The following is a 20,245-nucleotide window of genomic DNA, read 5'->3' as shown; positions in this document are numbered from 1 at the left end:
ATTTTAGGAATATAGACGCAACCATAGTTACTAATTTTACTGACACACATTTAATATTTGATAAAAGTAATTTTAACGAAAACAATATTAAATATAAATATTGGCATGAAGAAATAAAGGAATAGACGAAATAAAGTTTTTTATTTTTAATATTTCTTCTGAATGTACCAAATTCTTTTACCAGCCTTACATTCAGCCATTAGTTTTAAAGCATTTGCCGGTAGTTAGTAATTGGTTTATTCGCCAGCTTGGTGGATCTCCCAACTCTTGGTTCAATTGAGCTGAATTCCAAGCTGTGGTAAACGGCGCTTATATTATATATTCTAATACCGGATAATTGTTACCTGCCAAAAATGATTCACAGCAAAACTATTCAATTGCAGAAGCTAGTCTAAACGGGATTCCGCCAAAAGATGCCTGCACCAAATCTTGAATTTAATGCTGCAGTTAATTTATTTAAGTAACAGGACAAAATTAAGTTGATAAAAACCTGAGTTTAAGTATTTGATTATTAATTTATTAACGATCTAACAACGAACAACTAAAAACGACCAACTACTTACCACTAAAGAGATGTTTTTTTAAATTTATTGCCAGCAGAAGCCGTGTATGTTATCAATGATCTGGAAGAAAATTGGTTGGGAGTTCATACGCCTATCCTAACTTTTAAATTGGTAATCCGAACAATTCGTAAATCCCTGGCAAATACTTGCATCTGCCAGGGATTTAGCTTGCTTCACATGAAGCGTGTAAACCAAAGTTTATTGCCGCATGATCTTTACTATTACTTTCAAGGATTTATTTTCAACGAGTAAGTAATACACTCCCGTAACGGACATACTTTTTGAAAAATCAAAAGGCAAAACAGAAGTAGGCTGGGCTAAAGGAAGCCATCCGGTAATCAATTTTTCACCCAGTCCGGACATTAAAGTAAAAGTAACTTCACCCTCTATTGGTCGCCTTAAATCAACTTTCAAATGACCATCTAAAGTGGGAGTAGGATAAGTTAAAAGCGCGCCACCTTCTTCCGGCAGCCTTTGGGCTTGACCCGTTTCAATAGTAGACTTGTTACTGCGAGCACCCATTATGCCCGCTTGGCGAACTACCTGAAAAGTAATAGTAAGTGGGGTGCCTACCGCTCCTGTGCCGCCGGAGGCCGAATAGGGAGTGGCCTTTAAGGTGTAAGAACCAACCGCGGGAGACCAGTTATTGTAGTTGCCGCTTACATCTCCGAACAAAGCATAAGGGGCGCCGGTTTCGGTAGTAGCTTTGGTTTGTGGCCCGCTTAAAGCAAATTTAACGCTTCCTACTTTTACCGGATTGGTATTCGCCCGAATATTAAAATATTGATCAGCAGAAATCGAAAGAACGTCATCCGGCATTAGATCCCGGATGGGTTGGTCCGTGGTGGCGTTTATCAAGGTAAAACTAACTACCTGCTGGCCCGTAGCCGCTACGAAATTAGCCGTAAGGGTTTTGTTGCTCGTCATGGTTACAGGAAGGGGGTTAGTGGTACCGGTAGCAGCGCCGCTCCAGCCAGTAAATACATAGCCGTTCCGGGGAGTAGCCGTTACCTTTACAACCGTACCCGAAGCGTAGGTAGTTTGATCGGGGTTTTTCGTTACGGATCCGCTGCCGGTGGTGTTTACCGTGAGGCTGTATTGCAAAGTAGCCGGTTGGTTGATGACGTTAAAAGTAATGGTGAGCGGAATACCGGCCGTGCCGCTACCGGCGGCACCCATATAGGGCGTTCCTTTTACAGTGTAGGTTCCTACTGTTGGTACCCAGGCCGCATAGTTGCCGTTGCTTTCACTAAATACTGCGTAAGGCGCCGTGCTTTCGGTCTGTTTCCGGATAAGCTGTCCGCTTACATTAAATATGACACTACCAATAACGGCCGGGTTAGTAGTGGCCCGGATATTTAAATTTTTAGTGGGCAGCGTAGCCAGATTAAGAGTAGTGCCGTTTGGTAAGAGTTGCAAGTCCTGGTCGGTATCGGCGTTAACCAGAATATACGCTACCAGTGCTTGGGTTGTAGCCTGATTTACCTTTACTTCCACTTGGTCTGGGTTACTGGTTAGGCCGAGGTCATCTTTTACAATAAGGCTAAAGATATAGGTACCCGCTTTTAGATTGCTAACGGTTGGCGCTGCTATGGTTTTACTGGTAAATATGGCGGTATTCGGGCCGCTTATTTGGCTCCAGCTAAAATTGCCGATGCTGCCATCGGTATCGGAGCCGGAGCCGTTGAGTTGTACGGAGGTGCTGGAGGAGGTGATTAGCATATCCGAACCCGCATCGGCGACTGGGGCGTGATTCACGTTACTTTGCGTTACTACGGTAAAATCAATGCTTAAAGGAGTACCCACGGTGCCGGCTCCATCGGCGGAGGAATAAGGCGTAGCCGTTAAGTTATAGTTACCAGCTACAGGATTCCAGCTATTAAAATCCGCGTTATTTTTACCGAACAAAGCGTAAGGCCCGGTATTTTCGGTGTGGGTACGGGTTTGACTGCCCGTTAAATGAAATACCAGACTGCCGACGGTGGCTGGGAAAGTTTCGGCCCGGATATTTAAATTAGTAGTGGGCAAATCGGCTAGATCCAGGATGGTTCCGTCGTGTAAGGTTTCAATATCTTCTTCGGTATCCGCATTCACCAGGATGTAGTTAGTGGTTCGTTGGGTGGTTGTGTTGCAATCCGGGTACAGTCTTACTTCGTCCTGGCCAGATAGGCCATCGCTATCGGTAACCGTTAATATAATCCGGTAATAATACGTTTCGCCGCCGCACCCGACCGGGTCCAGGGTAGTGGTGGTTTCGGGAGCAGTATCAAAAGGTTCGGCATGTTCATGATTATCGTGGTGCAAAATGGTTTGCCACTTATAGGTTAACTCGCCGTTGCTCTGTTCCTGGTCGGTAACGGTAGCCCGTAAATTATAAGTGGTTTCCTGCGTTAATGGGTACAGGGTGTTAGCCACCGGGCTCGTAATGGTAACCTGGGGCGGGGTATTAGCGGTTAAAGAAATAGTGAGGATGCTGTTATCGGTACTGCCTTTGGAGTCGGTTACCGTAAGGGTTACCGTGTATTTTACCGCGTTTTCATTAGTAAAGGTATGCGAAGGGTTGGCCAGATTGCTAGTGGTGCCGTCGCCAAAATTCCAGGCGTAAGTTAAAGATTGGCCCTCCGGATCCGAGGATTGGCTGCCGGTAAACTGCACCGTGAGCGGGCTGGTGCCAAAAAGTTTATCCGCCGAAGCCACGGCGTTTGGAGGGGTATTCACGCTATTGTAGCTTATTTTTCTAATTTCGGAAGGATAATTAATGTAGTAGATACCGGTTTGGGTAGGGTTTACGGCCATGGCGACCACCACGGCGCCACTTGCTAAAAAATTATTCACCGCTACGGGTTTATTGCTGCCATCTACCGCCATACTTCGGATCCATTTACCAACATAATCACCGAAAAAACAGGTGTTCTGGTAAATAGCGGGAAAATCGGAGTGCGGGTAAAAAACACCCGCTATAGCCGCATTGCCGCCAAACTGCGGTCCGGGTACCGGCGACCCCGCTGCGCCAATATCGGCAAAAGTAGCCGTTTGTCCGCTAAAAGTGCCCGTACGGGATGGACCAGTACTAGTATGGCGCCAGTCTATGGCCGGACGACTGTGTACAAACGTTTTTACAGAACTCGGAACAGGCTGGCCGGAATTACAAGGATTAGTAAAAAGAGCGGTGCCACTAATCGTTTCCTGTTTAATTAAGTCCTGGAAATAAAAGTATTGTTGGGTGCAGCCATTAACCCCGTACAAAGGATTAGGGGCGTAATTATGAAAAACTTTCTTGCCAGGGTACGAGGATTGCGCGGTTAATCCCTCAAATAAGGGCCAGCCAAAATTCATTCCGGGCCGGGTAACAATATTTAATTCTTCATAATTTCCGTTTCCTACATCCCCGACGTACAGTATTCCCGGATTAGCATCGGCGGCATTAACACTGCCGGTACCGGGTTTTATAATCATCCGAAAGGGATTACGTAAACCTAAGGCCCAAATTTTAGAATGAACCGAATGGGGATTGGCTTGGTCGTAAAAAGGATTGCTGGGAATACCGCTGCCAGTTTCGGGATTAATTCTTAAAATTTTACCGTTGGTACTTTCCAGCATTTGCGACCGAAATGCCCCCACATTCAATTCTTTAGTAATAATACCATCGGTTAAGGCTTGGGCATAATAGGTTTCGGTAGCACTACCCACGTCCGTAGAGGCATAGCTGGCGCCATCGCCCGCTGAAACCAGCAAAGTGCCATCCGCGCCGAATACCAACGATCCAATGCCGTGGCTTTGATGGAGGGAAGGAATGCCCGTTGCCGGAGTAGCACCAAGTAAAATTTTACGGCTGGCTGCACTTACGCTGTAGCCATCCGGGGTTTGGCTGGCGGCGTAGCGCGTTACTCGGCCAATGGTAGCTTTATAGTAATCGTTGGTGGTACTGCTGTAGCTGCTGGTGCCATAATGGAGCAAGTAATGCCGGTCCACGGTGTAGAGCAAATAAAAGTAGCCATTACTGGAGAATTGCGGATCTAGGGTAAAGCCAAGTAATCCGAAGTCCCGCCAATCGCCTACTTCTTCGCTGATGTCTAGTAGCAGCTTTCTTTGATTATTTTTTACCACCCATACTTTCCCGGCTTTTTCCCAGACAAACATTTGGCTGCCATCTTGGCTAAAGGTAAGCCCCACGGCTTGGTCCCACTGCGCAGATACCGGCGAAGAAGAAAACCCACTGGGTAGGGTTTGCGCCCGAAGGGTTACTGGCCCGGATACTACCATAAAAAAAAGCCAGATAATAGCAGGAAGTATACCCGTACGGAGTCGTACCAACCACTTATTGAGATAGTGCTTTTGGCCGCAGCAGAAAGGTTTTTGGGAAGGTTTACTTATGACTTGGCGTAGCCATCGCCAAAATGCCTGACCATACCCATGCATCGATTTATGAAAGTAGTAGATTTTTGCCATAGTATATAATAGATTAAGCGTTGCCTACTGCCGGTTAAATATTCGCGCAAGTTTTATAACCAATACCCAGGAGTACTAATTATTTAAAATTGAGAGAAATAAAAGGAGAGGATTAAATGTAAATAGATAATCAATTAATTAATAAGACAGGCCTTATCCGTAAGAGCATTTTCCCTCAGAATCAGACAACGTAAACGGGTAATTAAACGAGTATTAATGTATGTGCAGGAAACTTAGCTTATTACTATCAATCGATTTAGTATCATCTCTATTTTTTGAGAAAAATAAGGCACAGTAAATTATAATCAAACAATAACAAAAGGTTTTTTAGAAATAAAATTTGATTAATTTTTTAAATTATGTACTGTGGTTATATTTTAAATTTGATTTTTTATATAATATTCGCTTATATTCTAACAATAATATTTGCTTCGTTCTATCAAAATTCTAATGAATGACTGTTCTTAACGATGAAGCAGCTTTTATAAGAGAAACTGGATTTTCTATCTGGTGGTAATTACTTTTAACTACCTCTTTGCTGCTAGTAGTATTAGCTTCTCTAGAAACCAACGACCATTTTTTAAATTTTACTATTTCCATCAGCCAGTACAACTGCTATGAATTAAATAACGGCTCAAGCGTTTCGAAGAATAAATGGTCCACTAAATTTTAAAATTAATTTGCGGTAAATTTAAAATATATTCTAAGTATTTATCCGCAAGGAATCAGAGACGATGTAAAAGCTTTTAGAAAATTTAACGGGCCGTCCGGTAGTTAAATAAAGAAGTATTTTTCAATTTAGGGCAGTAGAAGGCAATTGCTGGTGTTTAGCTTGAGCGGTTTGCTTTTATCATTCCCGGAAATTACATGTTCGCACAACTGAACCTAGAAGACCTGCTTTTTATTGACATTGAAACAGTGCCGGGCCGCGCCAACTTTGCCGACCTCGACGAAAAATTTCAGGAACTCTGGGCATTAAAAGCCCGGCAACTGGCTAAAATAGAACCTGACCCCGCCGATATTTACGAACGCGCCGGTTTATACGCCGAGTTTGGCCAGATTGTGTGCATCTCCATTGGTATTTTGCGCGAAACGCCCGCGGGCCGCTACACCATGCGCCTGAAATCGTTTGCCAACACCAACGAGAAACAGCTCCTCCTGGACTTGTGCGATTTATTAAACACTAAGTTTACCGGGAAAAGCTATTGTTTGTGCGGCCACAACATTAAAGAATTTGATATTCCGTATTTGTGCCGCCGGATGCTGGTAAACGATATTTGTCTGCCCCAGTTAGTGGACTGCACCGGTATGAAGCCCTGGGAAGTGCCGCACCTGGATACCTTGCATTTGTGGCGCTTTGGCGATACGCGCAGTTATGTATCGTTAAATTTGTTAGCGGCTCTTTTTAAGATTCCCAGCCCTAAAAGCGAGATGGACGGCTCGGAGGTGGCGCGGGTATATTACGAAGAACAAAATTTAGAAAAAATTAGCCACTACTGTGAGCAAGATGTTATTACGGTGGCGCAACTTTTACTGCGGTTTAAAAGCTTGCCTATTCTACTGCCAGAAGACGTTCAATCTACCTGATATAAAGGTTAATGCTAGGCAAACTCCACCAAAACAAATTACAAACCAGCAATTTTTTAAATTTCTAATTCTTTAATTCAAAGAAGTACTAACTCCTGCAAGCGGCGGGCGTTATAAGGGGCATACCCGTGCATGTCGTTATCAAAATACACAAATACTTCTTTGCCGGTCTGCCGCCAGCTTTTACAGCGGTGAGCCCATTCGGTTAAAACTTCTTCGGCGTAACTGCCGTCGTATTTATAAACGGGGCCGTGCAGGCGCACGTACACAAAATCGGTGGTAACTTGCTGCGGCGAAAGGTGATTTTCCAGATCGTACATGCAAAAGGCGGCGTTATACGCCTGTAGTAAATCATATATGGGCTCGTTGTACCAGGAATGGTCCCGGAACTCGAACGTATACCGGTAATAAAGCGGCAAGGCTTGCAAAAAATCTTTAAAACGAGATGCATCGCAACGCCACTGCGGGGGTAACTGAAACAAAATGGGGCCTAGTTTTTCCTGGAGTAAAGCTACATTTTCAAAAAACCGAACGATGGATTGCTGCGGGTCCTTTAGCTTTTTCAGGTGCGTGATAAACCGGCTGGCTTTTACCGAAAACAGAAAATCGGGAGGCACCGCCTGGTACCAGGCCGCAAAAGTTTCGGGAGTGGGCAAGCGGTAAAACGAATTATTTATTTCGACGGTGCTAAAATCCTGTAAGTAAAATTTTAAATAATCCTGCGAAGCAGTACCGGCCGGGTAATAAATATTCTTCCAGTGTTTGTAATGCCAGCCCGAACAGCCAATCCAGATTTTACGCTCCTCTTCCATGCTCTTTTTAGCCCCGGTATACTGGGTTCATGCGGTTAAAGTTAATTCCTCCGCCTACGGCACCTCCCCTAAAAACAAGGGAGGAGATGCAGCTATTACTTTTGCTTTATTTCTCCTGTGGAACGTGCCGTGGCACGTTCTTATGTTACCAGGCATAAGATATACGAAGCTCGTAGAGGTGATTTTCACTTTAAAAATGTATTAATGTCCGAAGAAACAACGTAACTCTTTACCCGGAGCAGTGGCCTCTCCTTCCCTGTTTTTAGGGGAGGTACCCGGAGGGGAGGGGTAATAAAAAATCCGGTCTTTAACCGGATTTTCTCTAGTGTTGGAAGGATTGCTAACTGCTTTTTTAAATTTTTTTATTTAGCAAACCTGCGATGAGGCCTTTTTTAGTTGCCGCCACCCGCGCGGTTGAGTTCTTCCAGGTTGGTATTGCGATTCTTTTCTTCAAATTTAGCGCCTTTGTTAAAGCGGTAGCGCAAATTCAATCGCAGGTTGCGGGAGCCGAAATACTGGTCGAACTCGTTGATATTGCCGTTGTAGTTCGCGCGGCCAATAATTTGCTGCCCTTTAAAAATATCGTTTACGTTCACCGAAAATTCTAATTTATCGTTCAGGAAAGACCGTTTCAAACCCACATCAATGCCCCACAAGGCCGAAATATGGTACAAGGCATAAGCACCGGGCCCCTGGTAGAAGGCGTTTACTTCTAGTTTTACTTTTTTCGGAAGCTGGATATTCTGGGTAGACTGGCCGTAATAACTTAACTGCTTATTGCGCAACGACCGTTCTTTTTGCTCAATGGTATAGTCCTGGTAAGCCACGTTAAAGGTGTTGTTCATCTCCCAGTTTTTCGAAACTTTAATCGGTAATACCAAATTACTGTTCGCGTTTTCGTAGCGTTTTACGTTGGCATTCATAAATACGGTCCGGTTTAACTCGGGGAATTGTTCCGGCACTTCGGCAATAAAGTCGGTGGTTATGGCGTAACCAATTTTAAAAATATACTTTGATTTTATGGTTTGCGTCACTTCAAAAGAATTGGTATAAGCGGGGCGCAGACTCGGGTTACCCTGGGCGTAAGTATACGGGTCGATGTAGAACACAAAAGGATTTAAACTTTCGTAGCGGGGCCGGTTAATGCGGCGGCTGTAGTTATAAGAAATCTGGTAGTCTTTGCTGACGTTATGCATCAGGAAAATACTCGGAAAAAGATTGAGGTAGCGGCGTTCGAAGGTGGTGTTGGTGGTCAGCAGATTGCCTTCGCCCAAGGTTTGTTCAGCGCGTAAACCGCTTTGCAAACTCCATTTTTCACTGATTTTGGTGTTAAAGTTTACGTAGGCCGCAAATATTTTTTCTTTGTAAATAAAATGGTTGCTTTTTAAAACATCCGGAACGTTGCGGTTATCTATGTTGTAAAAGAACCGCAAATCGTTATCGGAAACTACCCGGCTGGCTTTGGCGCCCAGTTCCATTTTGGTATCCTTCGAAAACGATTTGGTAAAATCGGTCTTGGCCGAGAAAATTTTAAAATTAGAAGGATTGTCGCTGCCGGGTAAAACCAACCGCGAATTGCCATTACTGAGCTGCTGATACAAATTATTAAAGCGCGAGTTAGAGCTATTGTTAATCATCACGTAATCTACGTTGGCAGAAAGCGTGGTGCCCGCCGTATCGAGTTTACCCAGGTAATGGCCGTTAAAAGTGTAGTTCGAAAACTCGCCGTTAATTAAGTTGGTGGCGGTAATCAGCGAATCGGTAGCGGGATTGCCGTTGGAGGCAAACGTACGGGTTACAAATTCGCTGTTAAAATCCTGGTAATACAAATTAGTGGTTACGCCCACGCTGTGCTTATCATTAATGTCGTAATCGGTGCTTAAGCGCAGCGAAGGCACTTGCCGGATATCTTCCTGCCGGCCGTTGGAGTACTGCTTACTGCTGCTGCTATCGGTATTAAATTCGCGATTAAAAACGGCATTGCGGTAGAATACCCGCCGGGCGGCGTCGAAATTGGCCGAAGTGCTCCATTTGCCTTTTTTATAATTTAAGGTACCCCCGGTACTGTATCCCGACATGCCGTTGTAGAAATTACCCACGTACACGCTGCCATTCACGCCGGTAAGCGAGTTCTTTTTTAAATTTATGTTCAGAATGCCCGCGTTGCCTTCGGCATCGTACTTCGCCGAGGGGTTGGTTATAATTTCAATGTCTTTTAAGTTTTCCGCCGACATGCCCTGCAACATGGTTTGCAGTTCTTTGCCGGATAAGTAAGTTAACTTGCCATCAATCATGATTTGAATACCGCCTTTGCCGTTCAGCTGAATATTGCCGTCCTGGTCGATAAATACCCCCGGCGATTTGGCTAATACTTCGTAGGCTGTACTGCTGGCGGCCAAAGCGGTACCATCTACGCTCACTACCATTTTGTCGGCGTGGGCTACCACCTTGGGCCGCATGGATTGTACCGTTACTTCTTTTAATAGTTTCGCATCTTCCTGCACCGTTATAGTGCCAAAATCTTTCGAAAAGTTGGTATTAGTTACCTCAAACGGAGCCGTATCTAAAGTAGTAAAACCAATGGCCGTGACGCGCAGCAAGTACGTGCCCGTGGCCGGAGTTTTAAGGGTAAAAGTACCTTGATCGGTGGTGGTAACTCCCGACACTACCGCTTTGGTACTGGTTTGGATAACGGCTACGCTGGCATACGGTACTAGTGCGCCTTTGCCGTCTTTAACCAGACCGGTAAGCTGGCCGCTGGTTTGCGCAAAAGTTACCCCCGACAGGCAAAGCAGGAAAGCAATATTAAATAAGCAGTATAATTTCTTCATGGTGTGTTTGTTTGAATAAGGGCTGGAATTCTTATTCGGGCATCTTCTACTATTATACCAATCTTATTTTTAATTATTAACTAATTGAAAATTAGAATTTTAGCTACTGATTAGTTCCCCGGTTAGTGTACGATTACGTACAGTTCTGTATTAATTCCGAACAGTAGAAGAATGCCCTGCGCCAGATTTTTTACATTTTTATGGCAGCTTTCTAAAACGTTTTAAGAGGTAAGTTTTAGCGATGTGTTTCTAAAGAAGTGGCCCGAAGTAGCTGCTGTTCCTAAATCTTTTTTTATTATTCTGGAAGAATTTTGGGAGTAGCAAGAACTATGTACTTGGACAAAATTAAATAGATAGACAGGTTCGACTAAGTAGTTGATTTTTAAAATACTAACAATCAAACAACGAACAACTAATAACGACCAACTACTTAGCAGCTGATGTAATTAGAAGTATGTACTTGGTAGACAGAAAATAAACTTAATTTATTTTGTACTCTTACCCCCATGTGGCCAGAAGATTCTTCCGGAGGGCTAACCCAATGGTATTCTTTATGTAAGTCCGGTTATTTAAATGCTATCAGAAAGCAGCTTTAAACTATAATTTTAAAAAATGGCTTCGCTACTGGCACCAGTTAAGGGTTATATTAAACCAACCAAAATCTGAGTGGGATAGCATTCAGTAATAAAGGCGGCACGGGTTGGGGTGCCAAGTGGACCGGCAGAATAAGCAATTATGAATTTAATTTCTTCAGAAGCTAAATTATCGAGGTAAGCTGCGGCATGATCTTGATCGCTATCATGACTTAAGTTGCCAAATCCCATCGCAACGATCTTATTATTCATACTATTGGGTGGTTATGGTTGAGCAGAAGAATAACCTACATACGTTAGCAGAAGGACGACTATTAAACACTTTTTAGAAGGTTTATGGCATCATCCATTGTTATTTTTTTAAATTTTAGCCAATGGCAACGCGGTATTTGCCGCAAAAAATTTCCAGAAGTTACTTTGACGAAGAGTGTTGGAGCTGTGTTCTCTGGCCACAAGAAGGTGCGGGCAAATTCTTGAAGGCTACCTAAAGCCTTTGCGCAAAGTTTTAAATCGGCTACAATGTTAACCAACAATGGTTTACCGGAATAAGTGCTTGCTTTATTAGGAAGGTAGCTAATTAATTGCTTCGGTTTGTTGAATAAGTTGCTTTAGTATGTCGGCGGCAGATTTAAATTCGGCTTTTGCCGAAGATTGTCCCGCCCACAAGGCCATAAAATCCGAGTTATCTTGCTTTTGGGCTATACTTCGGATGGGGCCGGTTAGGCTAGTTTGGATAGGATAGGCCGGGATGGGCAAACCGGATCTTTCTACTTCCGCTATAAATTTATTCCGGACTCCCCGGGCCCAACGGCCGGAAAAAGACTTAGTTAGAACTATCTCTGTTTCGGCAGCATTCTGAATGCGGGTTTTATAAGAGACACTGGCTAAGCTTTCCGGGCTAGCGATAAAAGCGGAACCAACCTGCACGCCGTGGGCACCTAACATAAATGCGGCCCGGATGGTTTTACCGTTGTGTATGCCGCCAGCCGCCAATATAGGCCGATTGGTACTACTAACTACTTGCGGAATCAAAGAAAATGACCCGATAAGGGGCAGTGGCTCGTTTTCCAGGAAAGTTCCGCGGTGCCCGCCAGCCTCTATGCCTTGGGCCGTAATAATAGCAATATCTTTTTCGGCGAGCAAAACAGCTTCTTTTTGGCTGGTAGCCGTACCAATCAATATTACTCCTTTATCCCGAAAGGCTTTTATACAATCATCTCCCAGAATGTCAAAAGTGAAACTAACAACGGGTATGTTCTCGTCCAGTAAAACCTGAATTTGATTTAGATAAGAATTAAAATGCAGGGGCGCAGGGGCAAGATTTTCTTCGGTAAGGTGATTTTGTAGACAAAGCTGCGCTAAAAAACGGTGCATATTCTCTACTTCAAGCTGATTAATAACCGGAATAGAATGGGCGAAAAGGTTTACCGGTTAAGGATTTGGTTCTCCGGACAAGGGCGCTGGTTTGCGCCGGCGCTAAACCGCCTACGGGTAAAGATCCTAAGCCACCGTTATTGCAAACCGCCGCCACCATTTCGGGCGACGTTACCCCCAGCATAGGCGCTTGAATAATCGGGTAATTTATTTTTAAAAGACTTGTTACTTCAGTCGGCCATTTCATAAGTTAAGCGGTAAAGAAATGATTGTACCCGTGTTAACCAAGCTTTGTTACTTGTTTAGGCAAAGTTCCAGGTTAGTTTGTACCGCAGTATGGTTGCTTTGTTCCGCTATATAAAGAGGCAGGAACAAGAAATTTGATTATAGAGAGTAATTCAAAAAATTAATATGGATGGTTCTCAATACTTAAGGCTTTCCTTATTAAATTGTTTAATCTTCCAAGCTAATAGAATTACACCAAGTATTAAATAAAACATCAATAGCTTGTTCACCATTCCACCTGATTCAAGATACAAATATTGAAAGAAGTCCTCCTTAGTTCTTCTGATTACTTCTACTGTTATACTAAACCCAGCCAGCGCTAAGAACAAAATAAGAGTAGTATACAAGAGCTTTTGCTTGAGGGTTTGTTTTTTAGCAAAGAAAAACATAATAGTAAGTAGCATTATTAGTATTGCAAAGGGTACTCCTTCCAGTTGTCCTCCGTGCCCATTCGCTGTCAGGATATAACCAAACTTAAAAGAATAAAGAAAAGCAATTAAAGTTAAAAATATCAGGATAACTACTTTCATTTTTACAGTAGAGCTAACGGTTGGTTGGGTAACTATCGTAAATTTTTTTAAACCAAGAATCATTTACTGTTTTTTTACCTATGTAACATCACACAATCCGCTGCTTAATGGCTTTAGCTACTACTTCGGTTAAAGAGGCTACGTGCAGCTTTTCATAAATGTTTTTCACGTGCGAACGTACCGTTTCGTAGCTGATAAACAACTTGGCGGCAATCATTTTATAACTCAGGCCATCTACCAGGCAAGCTAGAATTTCTTTTTCGCGAATCGTTAAATGGTAAGAATCTGTTTGCTCCGGGGTTTGTACCGGGTTTTCGTTTTTTAATTTGTTCAGTACTTTCCGGGCAATGGTCGGCGACATGGGCGCTCCGCCATATTGCAGTTCCTGAATGGCAGTAATTAAATTCGTGTTGAGAAAGCTTTTAAGAATATACCCCGAAGCACCGCTACATATAGAATCAAAAACCCGTTCATCGTCTTCAAAAACCGTTTGCATGAGCACCTGAATATGCGGAAATTCTTGCTTAATTAGTTTTACCGCTTCAATTCCGGTCATTTCGGGCATGGCAATATCCATCAAAATAACATCGGGTTGCGTTTTTTTAATGTTAGTAAGGCAGTTTAATACGTTACTGAAGGTACCTACCACTTCAAAATGAGGCACCGTGCTTAATAACAGCGTAATGCTTTCGCGGATATTTACATTATCGTCGAAAATAATAATTCTTAGCGGCATAATCGAGCATTTGTAATCAGCCAGTTTAAGTTACTGGTTTAAAAAAAATGATAATCAATTATTTATAATAAGTAGTTGTTGGTTATTAGTTGTTCGTTGTTCGGTTTGTATACATTTGATGATCAGTACGATATCACCAATGATAGTCTAAATTAATTTCGGCAAAGCACTTAAGTTGATTAAAAACTTATCGGAGGCTTGTAAAAGTTTGTTCGACAAAGCTGCCCTAATTAAAAGTAGGAAGCAATCCCCAAATTAGGTGATTTTAAAGTTAATGGCGATCGTTGTGCCATTGGAATTCGAGCTGATATGGAGTTGCCCGTTTAAGTTTTTTACCCGGTTTTTAATGTTGCGCAATCCGTTGCCCGATAAAGAAGGAGAAAGCTGATCGGCATCGGTTAACCCTTTGCCATCGTCTATTACCTGCATCAGAATGCGTTTGTGTTGCAGTTTTAAATGAAGCGTTACATTTTGGGCGCCGGCATGTTTAGCACAGTTGGTTAATGCTTCTTTCAGAATTAAATAAATATCCTTGCTTTTTTCCATACCCACATCTATTCCGGGGGGTAACGCATCGCGGTTTATTTTAAAAACAATGTTGTTGGCCCGGAGCAAAGGCCTTCCGAAAGATTCTATGCGGATAATGATTTTATCCAGGCTATCGTTCACGGGGTTAATGGCCCATACAATATCATTCATCTCCGAAATCATCTCGTTGGAAATAGTACTGATTTTGGTAAGTAACTGATTAACTTCTGCTGATTCCACAGCTGAACTTTTAATTTGGGCTACCTGGCTGTATACGGAAATGCTACTGAGCGTAGAACCTACTGAGTCGTGTAAATCTTGGGCGATTTTGTTCCGGATAGCCTGTCTTTTTAGGAGCTGATCGATGCGATACTGGTACATCAAATAAATTAGGGAGGCCAGCACAGCTGTTACTAACCCATAAAACCACCACCGTTCCCAAAAAGGCGGTACAATAGTAATAGCCATGGTAGTAACCTGATTAGCCGGTACCTGCGCTCCATTTACGGCTCTTACTTTAAAAATATACCGGCCAGCCGGCAAGTTAGTGTAACCGGCGCTATTTACCCGGCCCGCGTTTCGCCAGCTTTTATCCAAGCCTTCTAGGCGGTAGCTGTACGTTATGTTGTCGGGGTTTACATAATTGGGCGAGGAAAAAGTAAAAGAAAAAAAGTTTTGGTTATAAGCCAGTTTTATTTCTTTTTGCTGCAACAGCTCGTTGCGGTAGGTATCAAAAATTCGAAAATCCGTGAAAACGGGTTTTTCCGGCTGCGCGGGGCTTTGAATGCTGGAGGGTTTAAACTTTATAAAATAATTGCTAGCGCCCAGGTAAATAGTACCGGCTGGGTCCTGGTAAATAGAACCATTCAGGCCGCCGGTGCTTTCGTAATCTAACAAATGGTAAGAGGCAAACTGATTTTGGTCAGGGTCGTAGCTGTGTAAATTGCCGTTACTCACCATCCAAACTTTTCCGCTTTTATCTACGGTAATGCCCTGTATTAAATTGGGCGATTCCGGGAAATGCCGGAAAGTTTTGGTTTTAGTGTTAAAATAATTGAGGCCACCGCCGTAGGTGCTTACCCAAAGATTATGGTGCTGGTCTTCGGCGATATCGTACACATTATCGCTACTGAGGGAGCGCGGATTGATAGGGTCGTGTTGGTAATAGATAAAATGCGGCGACTGGCTGTTTTTCCATTCTGCCAAGCCGCTTTTGGCCGTGGCCATCCATAAGCCACCCGGGCTAGTTTTATACAACTTGCGAATCAGGTTATCTTTTAAATCCAGACGGGCAATTATCTGCCGGGCACTATCGGCTCGGGAAACCCACTTTTGGGCGGCAAAATCGTAATAAGTTAAAAAGTGCCCGTAAGGGGCCGTTATTAAAACCGGCTGGTTATTAATTTTAAAATCCACGATAGAAACAATGCGCGAAGCAATAATTTTACTCATTACCAAATCCTGCGCCTGGTCGGATAATAGCGCTATGGCGTGGGTACTGGGGTTAAATTGGAATAAAGAATAGTTGGTGCCCAAATAAAAAGTACCGTTGGTACTCTGGTGTATTTTACCCACCGCCAGGTTTGTACCCTGATAATTTAATAAGATGTGCGTAAAAGCGGGGGAAATTTTAAATTTTTTAAATAATCCATCGCTAGTAGCAATCCACAAGGTTTGCTGCGCATCCAGGTAAAAATCATTAATGCGGCCGGGTTGGGTAGTGGTGCTTTTAACAGGGAGCACTTGTGGCGTAAACTGCTGTTGGTAGAGGTTATAGGTACTAACTCCTTTATCGGTGCCCAGCCACATATTACCATCGCGGTCGCGGTAAATACAATTAATTTTATTGGAAAGCAGCGAGCCGGCTTTTTGCGGATTGGGCACGATGTGCTGGAAAGTTTTTCTCTGCTGATCAAACAGGTGCAACCCTTCGTAACGTCCCCCAATCCAGAGCTGCCCCCGGTGATCATCCGCAAAGCTAGAAGCTTCGTCGGTAAAGGCAGTAACCGGCGAAGCGGCTACCGGGAAGTTTTCTTCTTTTTTTAATTGAGCATTATAGCGGTATAAGATATTGTCCCAGGAGCCATACCACACGTTTTCGGCCGGGTCGGTGTACAAAGAAGTTACGGTTACGTGCGGTAATTTTAAATAAGCACTTTTGTAGCTGGTGTCGGAAATAGAGTGGGAGGTACGGGTATCTATTTTTAATAAGCCGCTGCCCTGCATGCCCGCCCATACGGTATCGCGCCGCAGGGTAAGCGCTAGAGCAGTTTTTACGCCTTGGTATTTAATCTGATCAAACCGTTCGGTTTGTTTATTAAAACGCAAAATACCATAGCCACTAGTGGCTAACCACAAATAGCCCCGCTTATCTTCTACTAAAGCATTTAAAATGTTTACCGGAATAGAAGTTGAATCGTGGGGTAAATGCCGGTATTTTTTAAATTGTTGGGCATAGGGCAAGCGGTAATCGTAGCGGGTTAAGCCGCCATCGGCGGTAGTAATCCACATGATCTGGTGCTGGTCTAGATGCAGCCCCGTTACAATATTGCCCGACAGGCCGGAACTGCTGCCGGGTTGGCTCCGGAAAATAACCATGGTGTTGCCATCGTAGCGGTTCAGGCCATCTTCGGTGCCAAACCAGATAAACCCTCGTTTGTCCTGAAGAATGCAGTTTACCTTATTATTGGAAAGGCCATTTTGGGTAGTTAGTTTATCGAAAAAGAGATTTTGACCGTATAGCGCGTACGTGCTGCAGCATAACCACCAGCATAATCCGGATTTTAAAAAAGTACGCATGTAACCCGCTTTTTATTTTTCTAAAAAAATGCTGCAAGTAACAAAATTATGAATTTCAAGGAGTTATAAATTTAAAAATATCCCCACAATTGGGGATTAGTTTGGAGTTCTTTTTTACAAAATTGGTCGTACCGAACGAGATTCCTGCCACCAAGCAAAAAATTATTATTGTATGGAGTATTTCATCTGGCATTTATTCCGGAAAATTACGGGAACTGGCTAGGTTTACGGTACCGTTGTAACCGGGTGCGCTACTAGCTTGTATTCCGGTAAATGTACCTTATAGCAAACAAAAACTTTAAACAGGTTCTTTTTATAACTTTCCGTAAATCAAAAAATCCCCGAATGTGGGGATTTTTTGATTTATCACCATTACAGATCTACTTGGAATCCGGCAATTCCCCCCAAATTCGGGGATTGTAGGTGTTCGCCTTTTTTACGCTCTTTGTAGGGATAACAGCCAAGGATTACGGACCAGACCGTGAAAAAAAATAATAGCAGATCCTTTCGAAATGGGGCTGCCTAGCAATCAAAAAATTTAAAAAAATCTGTAAAAATCATGAACGCAACTCTTAATCAATCCAATTTACTTGCTTCTATTTCTACTCCGAATCTAGAAGCTAATAAACAGCTGGTGCTGCGTCATTTTAACGAGGTAATTAACCAAAAACGCTTAGATGTTATTTCCCAGATTTTTGCGGAAGAGTTTTATTCCGTAGCTCCTACTGGTGCTATAGGAAGCGGCCGCACCAATCTGTCGAACTACTTGGGTTATTTCTTTACGGCTTTCCCGGACTTGCACATGACCGTGCAGGAAATGCTCGCGGAAAATGATACGGTAGTGGCACTGGTAAATGTTACCGCTACCCACCAAGGCGAGTTCTGGGGAATACCGGCTACGCAAAATGTAATAAATATTCAGGAAGTATTTATTGTAAAGGTAATTGATAACTGGGTAGTAGAAGCCCGTCCGCAACCAGATTTGTACGCTTTGTTTAAACAATTAAACGCTAATAAATAAGAGCTGTAGCTACGCTGGCCCGAAAAGCCCTTGTTTTATCTATCCGCTGTATTAAGCGTGCCACGGATGGGTTTAAAAGTACGCCAAAAAGTACAATCTAAACTTATTCTTAACGCTTCGGGACTAACGTACGCAAATAGGGCAGCCGGGATACTGCCAAAAGGTATTCTACCAGGGCGTTCTTGCCAGCAGTAGTACCATCCCCCAGCATCGGTCTCAGAATTTTTATCCGGCAAGTAATTAATTAATAGAAGCAGTTTAATGCTGATGAATAAAAAGCACTTATCTCTTTGCTGCAGCTTTAAACAAATTACCGAAACACAAGGTCTTAGAACAGTTGAAATTTAAAAAAATGATGCGGTAAACCCTTTAAAAATTTAAAAATGCTGACGATAGAATTTGCCTAGAAGTTTGCCCGCGATTGGGCAAATGCTTGGAACAATCATAATTTAGATGCGGTGTTGGCGCATTATACCGCCGATTTTGTGATAGAAACGCCCTTGGCGTTGCTCCTGGTAGACGAAAGCAACGGGCGGCTAGCCAGCAAAGAGGCGGTTAAAGCTTATTGGGAAATGGGTTTAAAAAAAATCCCGAATCTGGAATTTAAAATCTTGAATGTTTTAACCGGTATTAACGCTTTAACAATTTATTACTTAAATAAAGCCACCAACCAAAAAGCCGCTGAAATTTTATTTTTTAACGAAGACCGGAAAGTTTGTAAAGCTTTTGTGCATTATTCGTAGTTTGTGATGCAAGCCGGATGGCTATGTTAAGCTGAGTTTTACGGCTTATATTTACCTGGCAATACCCGAAACAAACATGCCGGAAGTAAAACATTTATTTGCCGAATTAGACCAAAAGCTAATTCAACTCCTGAAAACATTAAGGCCGGAAGACTGGGAAAAACCCACGGTGGCCAAACGCTGGCAAGTAAAAGACGTTGTGGCGCATTTACTGGATGGTAATCTGCGGGTGCTATCCATGCAGCGCGATCGTTATTTTGGCGAGCAGCCTCCCGCCATTTCCGCTTACCCGGATTTGGTAAACTGGTTAAATCAATTAAATGCCGATTGGGTAAAGGCCTGCAAAAGAATAAGCCCCGGCGTTCTTATCTTACTCCATGAAATTACGGGCCCGTTGGTTAGTGCCTATTACCAAAGCCTTAACTTACAGGAAAAAGCTATATTCCCGGTGGCTTGGGCCGGCGAACAGGAAAGTTTGAATGAATTGCACCTGGCCCGGGAATATACCGAGAAATGGCTGCACCACCAGCAGATCCGGGAGGCGGTAAACCAACCTGGCATTTTAACAAAAAAATTCTTCTATCCGTTTATTTCCACTTTTATGCACGGGCTAGCGGCTACTTACCAGCACGTGAACGCCGAAGAAGGAACCACTGTTCAAATTTCGGTAACTACCGCTGCCGGCGGCAACTGGTTTTTGGTGCGAAAAGCCGCGCAATGGACTCTGCTTAAAGCTGTTACCAATAAGCCGGACACCCAAGTTATTATTTCTCCGGCTATTGCCTGGAAGTTGTTTTCCAAAAGCATCCGTCCCGAACAAATCAGGAACCAGGTAGCAATCGCTGGCAACAAAGCCTTAGGCGAAGTTAGCTTAGAGATGATTTCGGTAATGGCTTAAAAGTATTTTTTAAATTTTTTAAGTAAGCATACCCGCGAAAGTCCGTTTATAGGCTGAATAAAAGGCATTCTTGTATTTAAATGAGTAATTAGAGTGTCAGATTTTGAAATTTACTAGTAATTCTGATTAGGGCGCCAACATTTTAGTATATTGTAGCTTACATAACGGGTTTATGGCGCAGTATAAATTTACCCAAGTTAATTGGAAGTCGCACTTCATTATAATTCTTCCGGTGCTTTTATTTCGGGAGTTGCAGGACCACTTTGGAACCGGATTAGCAATGCTGTTTGCCACCGGAACCGGTATTTTTCTGGAATTATTAGCGATTAAGTATTTTACTACCGTAGCTGATTTCCAGGATTCTTACTTATCTATTAAAGAAAAGCCATTTTAGTAAAGCTAAAAAAATACCCTACGCCGCATTTGAGAAGTTAACGTACTTTAATGCCACCCGATTTTTAAAATGTAGCCTTGTAACTAAAGGCAACACCGTTTC

The 20,245-nt window shown here is 43.1% G+C and carries 13 protein-coding genes and 1 pseudogene; 5 read left to right on the top strand and 9 right to left on the bottom strand.

What is annotated here, in order from left to right:
- Positions 1-761: 761 nt before the first annotated feature.
- Positions 762-5,012 carry a PKD domain-containing protein gene (locus AHMF7616_RS13690; RefSeq protein WP_115373400.1) on the bottom strand — a complete coding sequence of 1,417 codons (4,251 nt, stop codon included), beginning with the start codon at positions 5,010-5,012 and terminating at the stop codon, positions 762-764.
- Positions 5,013-5,879: 867 nt separating this feature from the next.
- Here AHMF7616_RS13690 and AHMF7616_RS13685 point away from each other — a divergent pair.
- On the top strand, positions 5,880-6,599 hold the full coding sequence (locus tag AHMF7616_RS13685; RefSeq protein ID WP_115373399.1) for a ribonuclease H-like domain-containing protein: 720 nt from the start codon (positions 5,880-5,882) through the stop codon (positions 6,597-6,599).
- A 77-nt stretch (positions 6,600-6,676) separates the two neighbouring features.
- On the opposite strand, the gene AHMF7616_RS13680 is transcribed toward AHMF7616_RS13685, so the two are convergent.
- The 8 genes from AHMF7616_RS13680 to AHMF7616_RS13640 form a co-directional block, all read right to left on the bottom strand.
- Positions 6,677-7,411, bottom strand: a complete 735-nt coding sequence (locus tag AHMF7616_RS13680) for a DUF72 domain-containing protein (protein ID WP_115373398.1) — start codon at positions 7,409-7,411, stop codon at positions 6,677-6,679.
- Between the two features lie 392 nt (positions 7,412-7,803).
- A complete protein-coding gene (locus tag AHMF7616_RS13670; protein WP_115373396.1) occupies positions 7,804-10,242 on the bottom strand; it encodes a TonB-dependent receptor domain-containing protein in 2,439 nt (812 codons plus the stop codon).
- Positions 10,243-10,883: 641 nt separating this feature from the next.
- Complete coding sequence (locus tag AHMF7616_RS13665) at positions 10,884-11,087, bottom strand: hypothetical protein (RefSeq protein ID WP_147275684.1); 204 nt, start codon at positions 11,085-11,087, stop codon at positions 10,884-10,886.
- A gap of 321 nt (positions 11,088-11,408) precedes the next feature.
- The gene (locus tag AHMF7616_RS13660; protein ID WP_115373394.1) at positions 11,409-12,209 is read right to left on the bottom strand and encodes an NAD(P)H-dependent flavin oxidoreductase; all 801 of its coding nucleotides are present in this window, start codon (positions 12,207-12,209) and stop codon (positions 11,409-11,411) included.
- A 19-nt stretch (positions 12,210-12,228) separates the two neighbouring features.
- The gene (locus AHMF7616_RS27515; protein WP_115373393.1) at positions 12,229-12,456 is read right to left on the bottom strand and encodes a nitronate monooxygenase; all 228 of its coding nucleotides are present in this window, start codon (positions 12,454-12,456) and stop codon (positions 12,229-12,231) included.
- Positions 12,457-12,631: 175 nt separating this feature from the next.
- Positions 12,632-13,087 (bottom strand): hypothetical protein, encoded by a 456-nt coding sequence (locus tag AHMF7616_RS13650; protein ID WP_115373392.1) that lies wholly within the window; start codon positions 13,085-13,087, stop codon positions 12,632-12,634.
- Positions 13,088-13,112: 25 nt separating this feature from the next.
- Positions 13,113-13,760, bottom strand: a complete 648-nt coding sequence (locus AHMF7616_RS13645) for a response regulator transcription factor (RefSeq protein ID WP_115373391.1) — start codon at positions 13,758-13,760, stop codon at positions 13,113-13,115.
- A 255-nt stretch (positions 13,761-14,015) separates the two neighbouring features.
- On the bottom strand, positions 14,016-17,087 hold the full coding sequence (locus AHMF7616_RS13640; protein WP_115373390.1) for a ligand-binding sensor domain-containing protein: 3,072 nt from the start codon (positions 17,085-17,087) through the stop codon (positions 14,016-14,018).
- 559 nt (positions 17,088-17,646) lie between these two features.
- Here AHMF7616_RS13640 and AHMF7616_RS13635 point away from each other — a divergent pair.
- The 4 genes and pseudogenes from AHMF7616_RS13635 to AHMF7616_RS13620 all read left to right on the top strand — a co-directional run bounded on the left by AHMF7616_RS13635 (position 17,647) and on the right by AHMF7616_RS13620 (position 20,143).
- Positions 17,647-18,108 carry an ester cyclase gene (locus tag AHMF7616_RS13635; protein ID WP_115373389.1) on the top strand — a complete coding sequence of 154 codons (462 nt, stop codon included), beginning with the start codon at positions 17,647-17,649 and terminating at the stop codon, positions 18,106-18,108.
- A 428-nt stretch (positions 18,109-18,536) separates the two neighbouring features.
- Positions 18,537-18,851 (top strand): annotated as a pseudogene (locus AHMF7616_RS13630) (nuclear transport factor 2 family protein); the annotation flags it as partial.
- 76 nt (positions 18,852-18,927) lie between these two features.
- Positions 18,928-19,749, top strand: coding sequence for a maleylpyruvate isomerase N-terminal domain-containing protein (locus AHMF7616_RS13625; protein WP_115373387.1), 822 nt, complete (start codon positions 18,928-18,930; stop codon positions 19,747-19,749).
- 172 nt (positions 19,750-19,921) lie between these two features.
- Complete coding sequence (locus AHMF7616_RS13620) at positions 19,922-20,143, top strand: hypothetical protein (RefSeq protein ID WP_115373386.1); 222 nt, start codon at positions 19,922-19,924, stop codon at positions 20,141-20,143.
- Positions 20,144-20,245: the final 102 nt, after the last annotated feature.

Origin of the sequence: Adhaeribacter pallidiroseus (assembly GCF_003340495.1) — a bacterium.
Lineage (GTDB): Bacteria > Bacteroidota > Bacteroidia > Cytophagales > Hymenobacteraceae > Adhaeribacter > Adhaeribacter pallidiroseus.
This window is presented reverse-complemented; position numbering and strand designations above follow the sequence as displayed.

What these genes read in the sequence shown, in the direction of transcription:
- AHMF7616_RS13665 (WP_147275684.1), bottom strand. Translation starts at nt 11,087, where the DNA reads ATGAATAATAAGATCGTTGCGATGGGATTTGGCAACTTAAGTCATGAT.
- AHMF7616_RS27515 (WP_115373393.1), bottom strand. Translation starts at nt 12,456, where the DNA reads ATGAAATGGCCGACTGAAGTAACAAGTCTTTTAAAAATAAATTACCCG.
- AHMF7616_RS13685 (WP_115373399.1), top strand. Translation starts at nt 5,880, where the DNA reads ATGTTCGCACAACTGAACCTAGAAGACCTGCTTTTTATTGACATTGAA.
- AHMF7616_RS13620 (WP_115373386.1), top strand. Translation starts at nt 19,922, where the DNA reads ATGGCGCAGTATAAATTTACCCAAGTTAATTGGAAGTCGCACTTCATT.
- AHMF7616_RS13645 (WP_115373391.1), bottom strand. Translation starts at nt 13,760, where the DNA reads ATGCCGCTAAGAATTATTATTTTCGACGATAATGTAAATATCCGCGAA.
- AHMF7616_RS13690 (WP_115373400.1), bottom strand. Translation starts at nt 5,012, where the DNA reads ATGGCAAAAATCTACTACTTTCATAAATCGATGCATGGGTATGGTCAG.
- AHMF7616_RS13640 (WP_115373390.1), bottom strand. Translation starts at nt 17,087, where the DNA reads ATGCGTACTTTTTTAAAATCCGGATTATGCTGGTGGTTATGCTGCAGC.
- AHMF7616_RS13635 (WP_115373389.1), top strand. Translation starts at nt 17,647, where the DNA reads ATGAACGCAACTCTTAATCAATCCAATTTACTTGCTTCTATTTCTACT.
- AHMF7616_RS13650 (WP_115373392.1), bottom strand. Translation starts at nt 13,087, where the DNA reads ATGATTCTTGGTTTAAAAAAATTTACGATAGTTACCCAACCAACCGTT.
- AHMF7616_RS13660 (WP_115373394.1), bottom strand. Translation starts at nt 12,209, where the DNA reads ATGCACCGTTTTTTAGCGCAGCTTTGTCTACAAAATCACCTTACCGAA.
- AHMF7616_RS13680 (WP_115373398.1), bottom strand. Translation starts at nt 7,411, where the DNA reads ATGGAAGAGGAGCGTAAAATCTGGATTGGCTGTTCGGGCTGGCATTAC.
- AHMF7616_RS13625 (WP_115373387.1), top strand. Translation starts at nt 18,928, where the DNA reads ATGCCGGAAGTAAAACATTTATTTGCCGAATTAGACCAAAAGCTAATT.
- AHMF7616_RS13670 (WP_115373396.1), bottom strand. Translation starts at nt 10,242, where the DNA reads ATGAAGAAATTATACTGCTTATTTAATATTGCTTTCCTGCTTTGCCTG.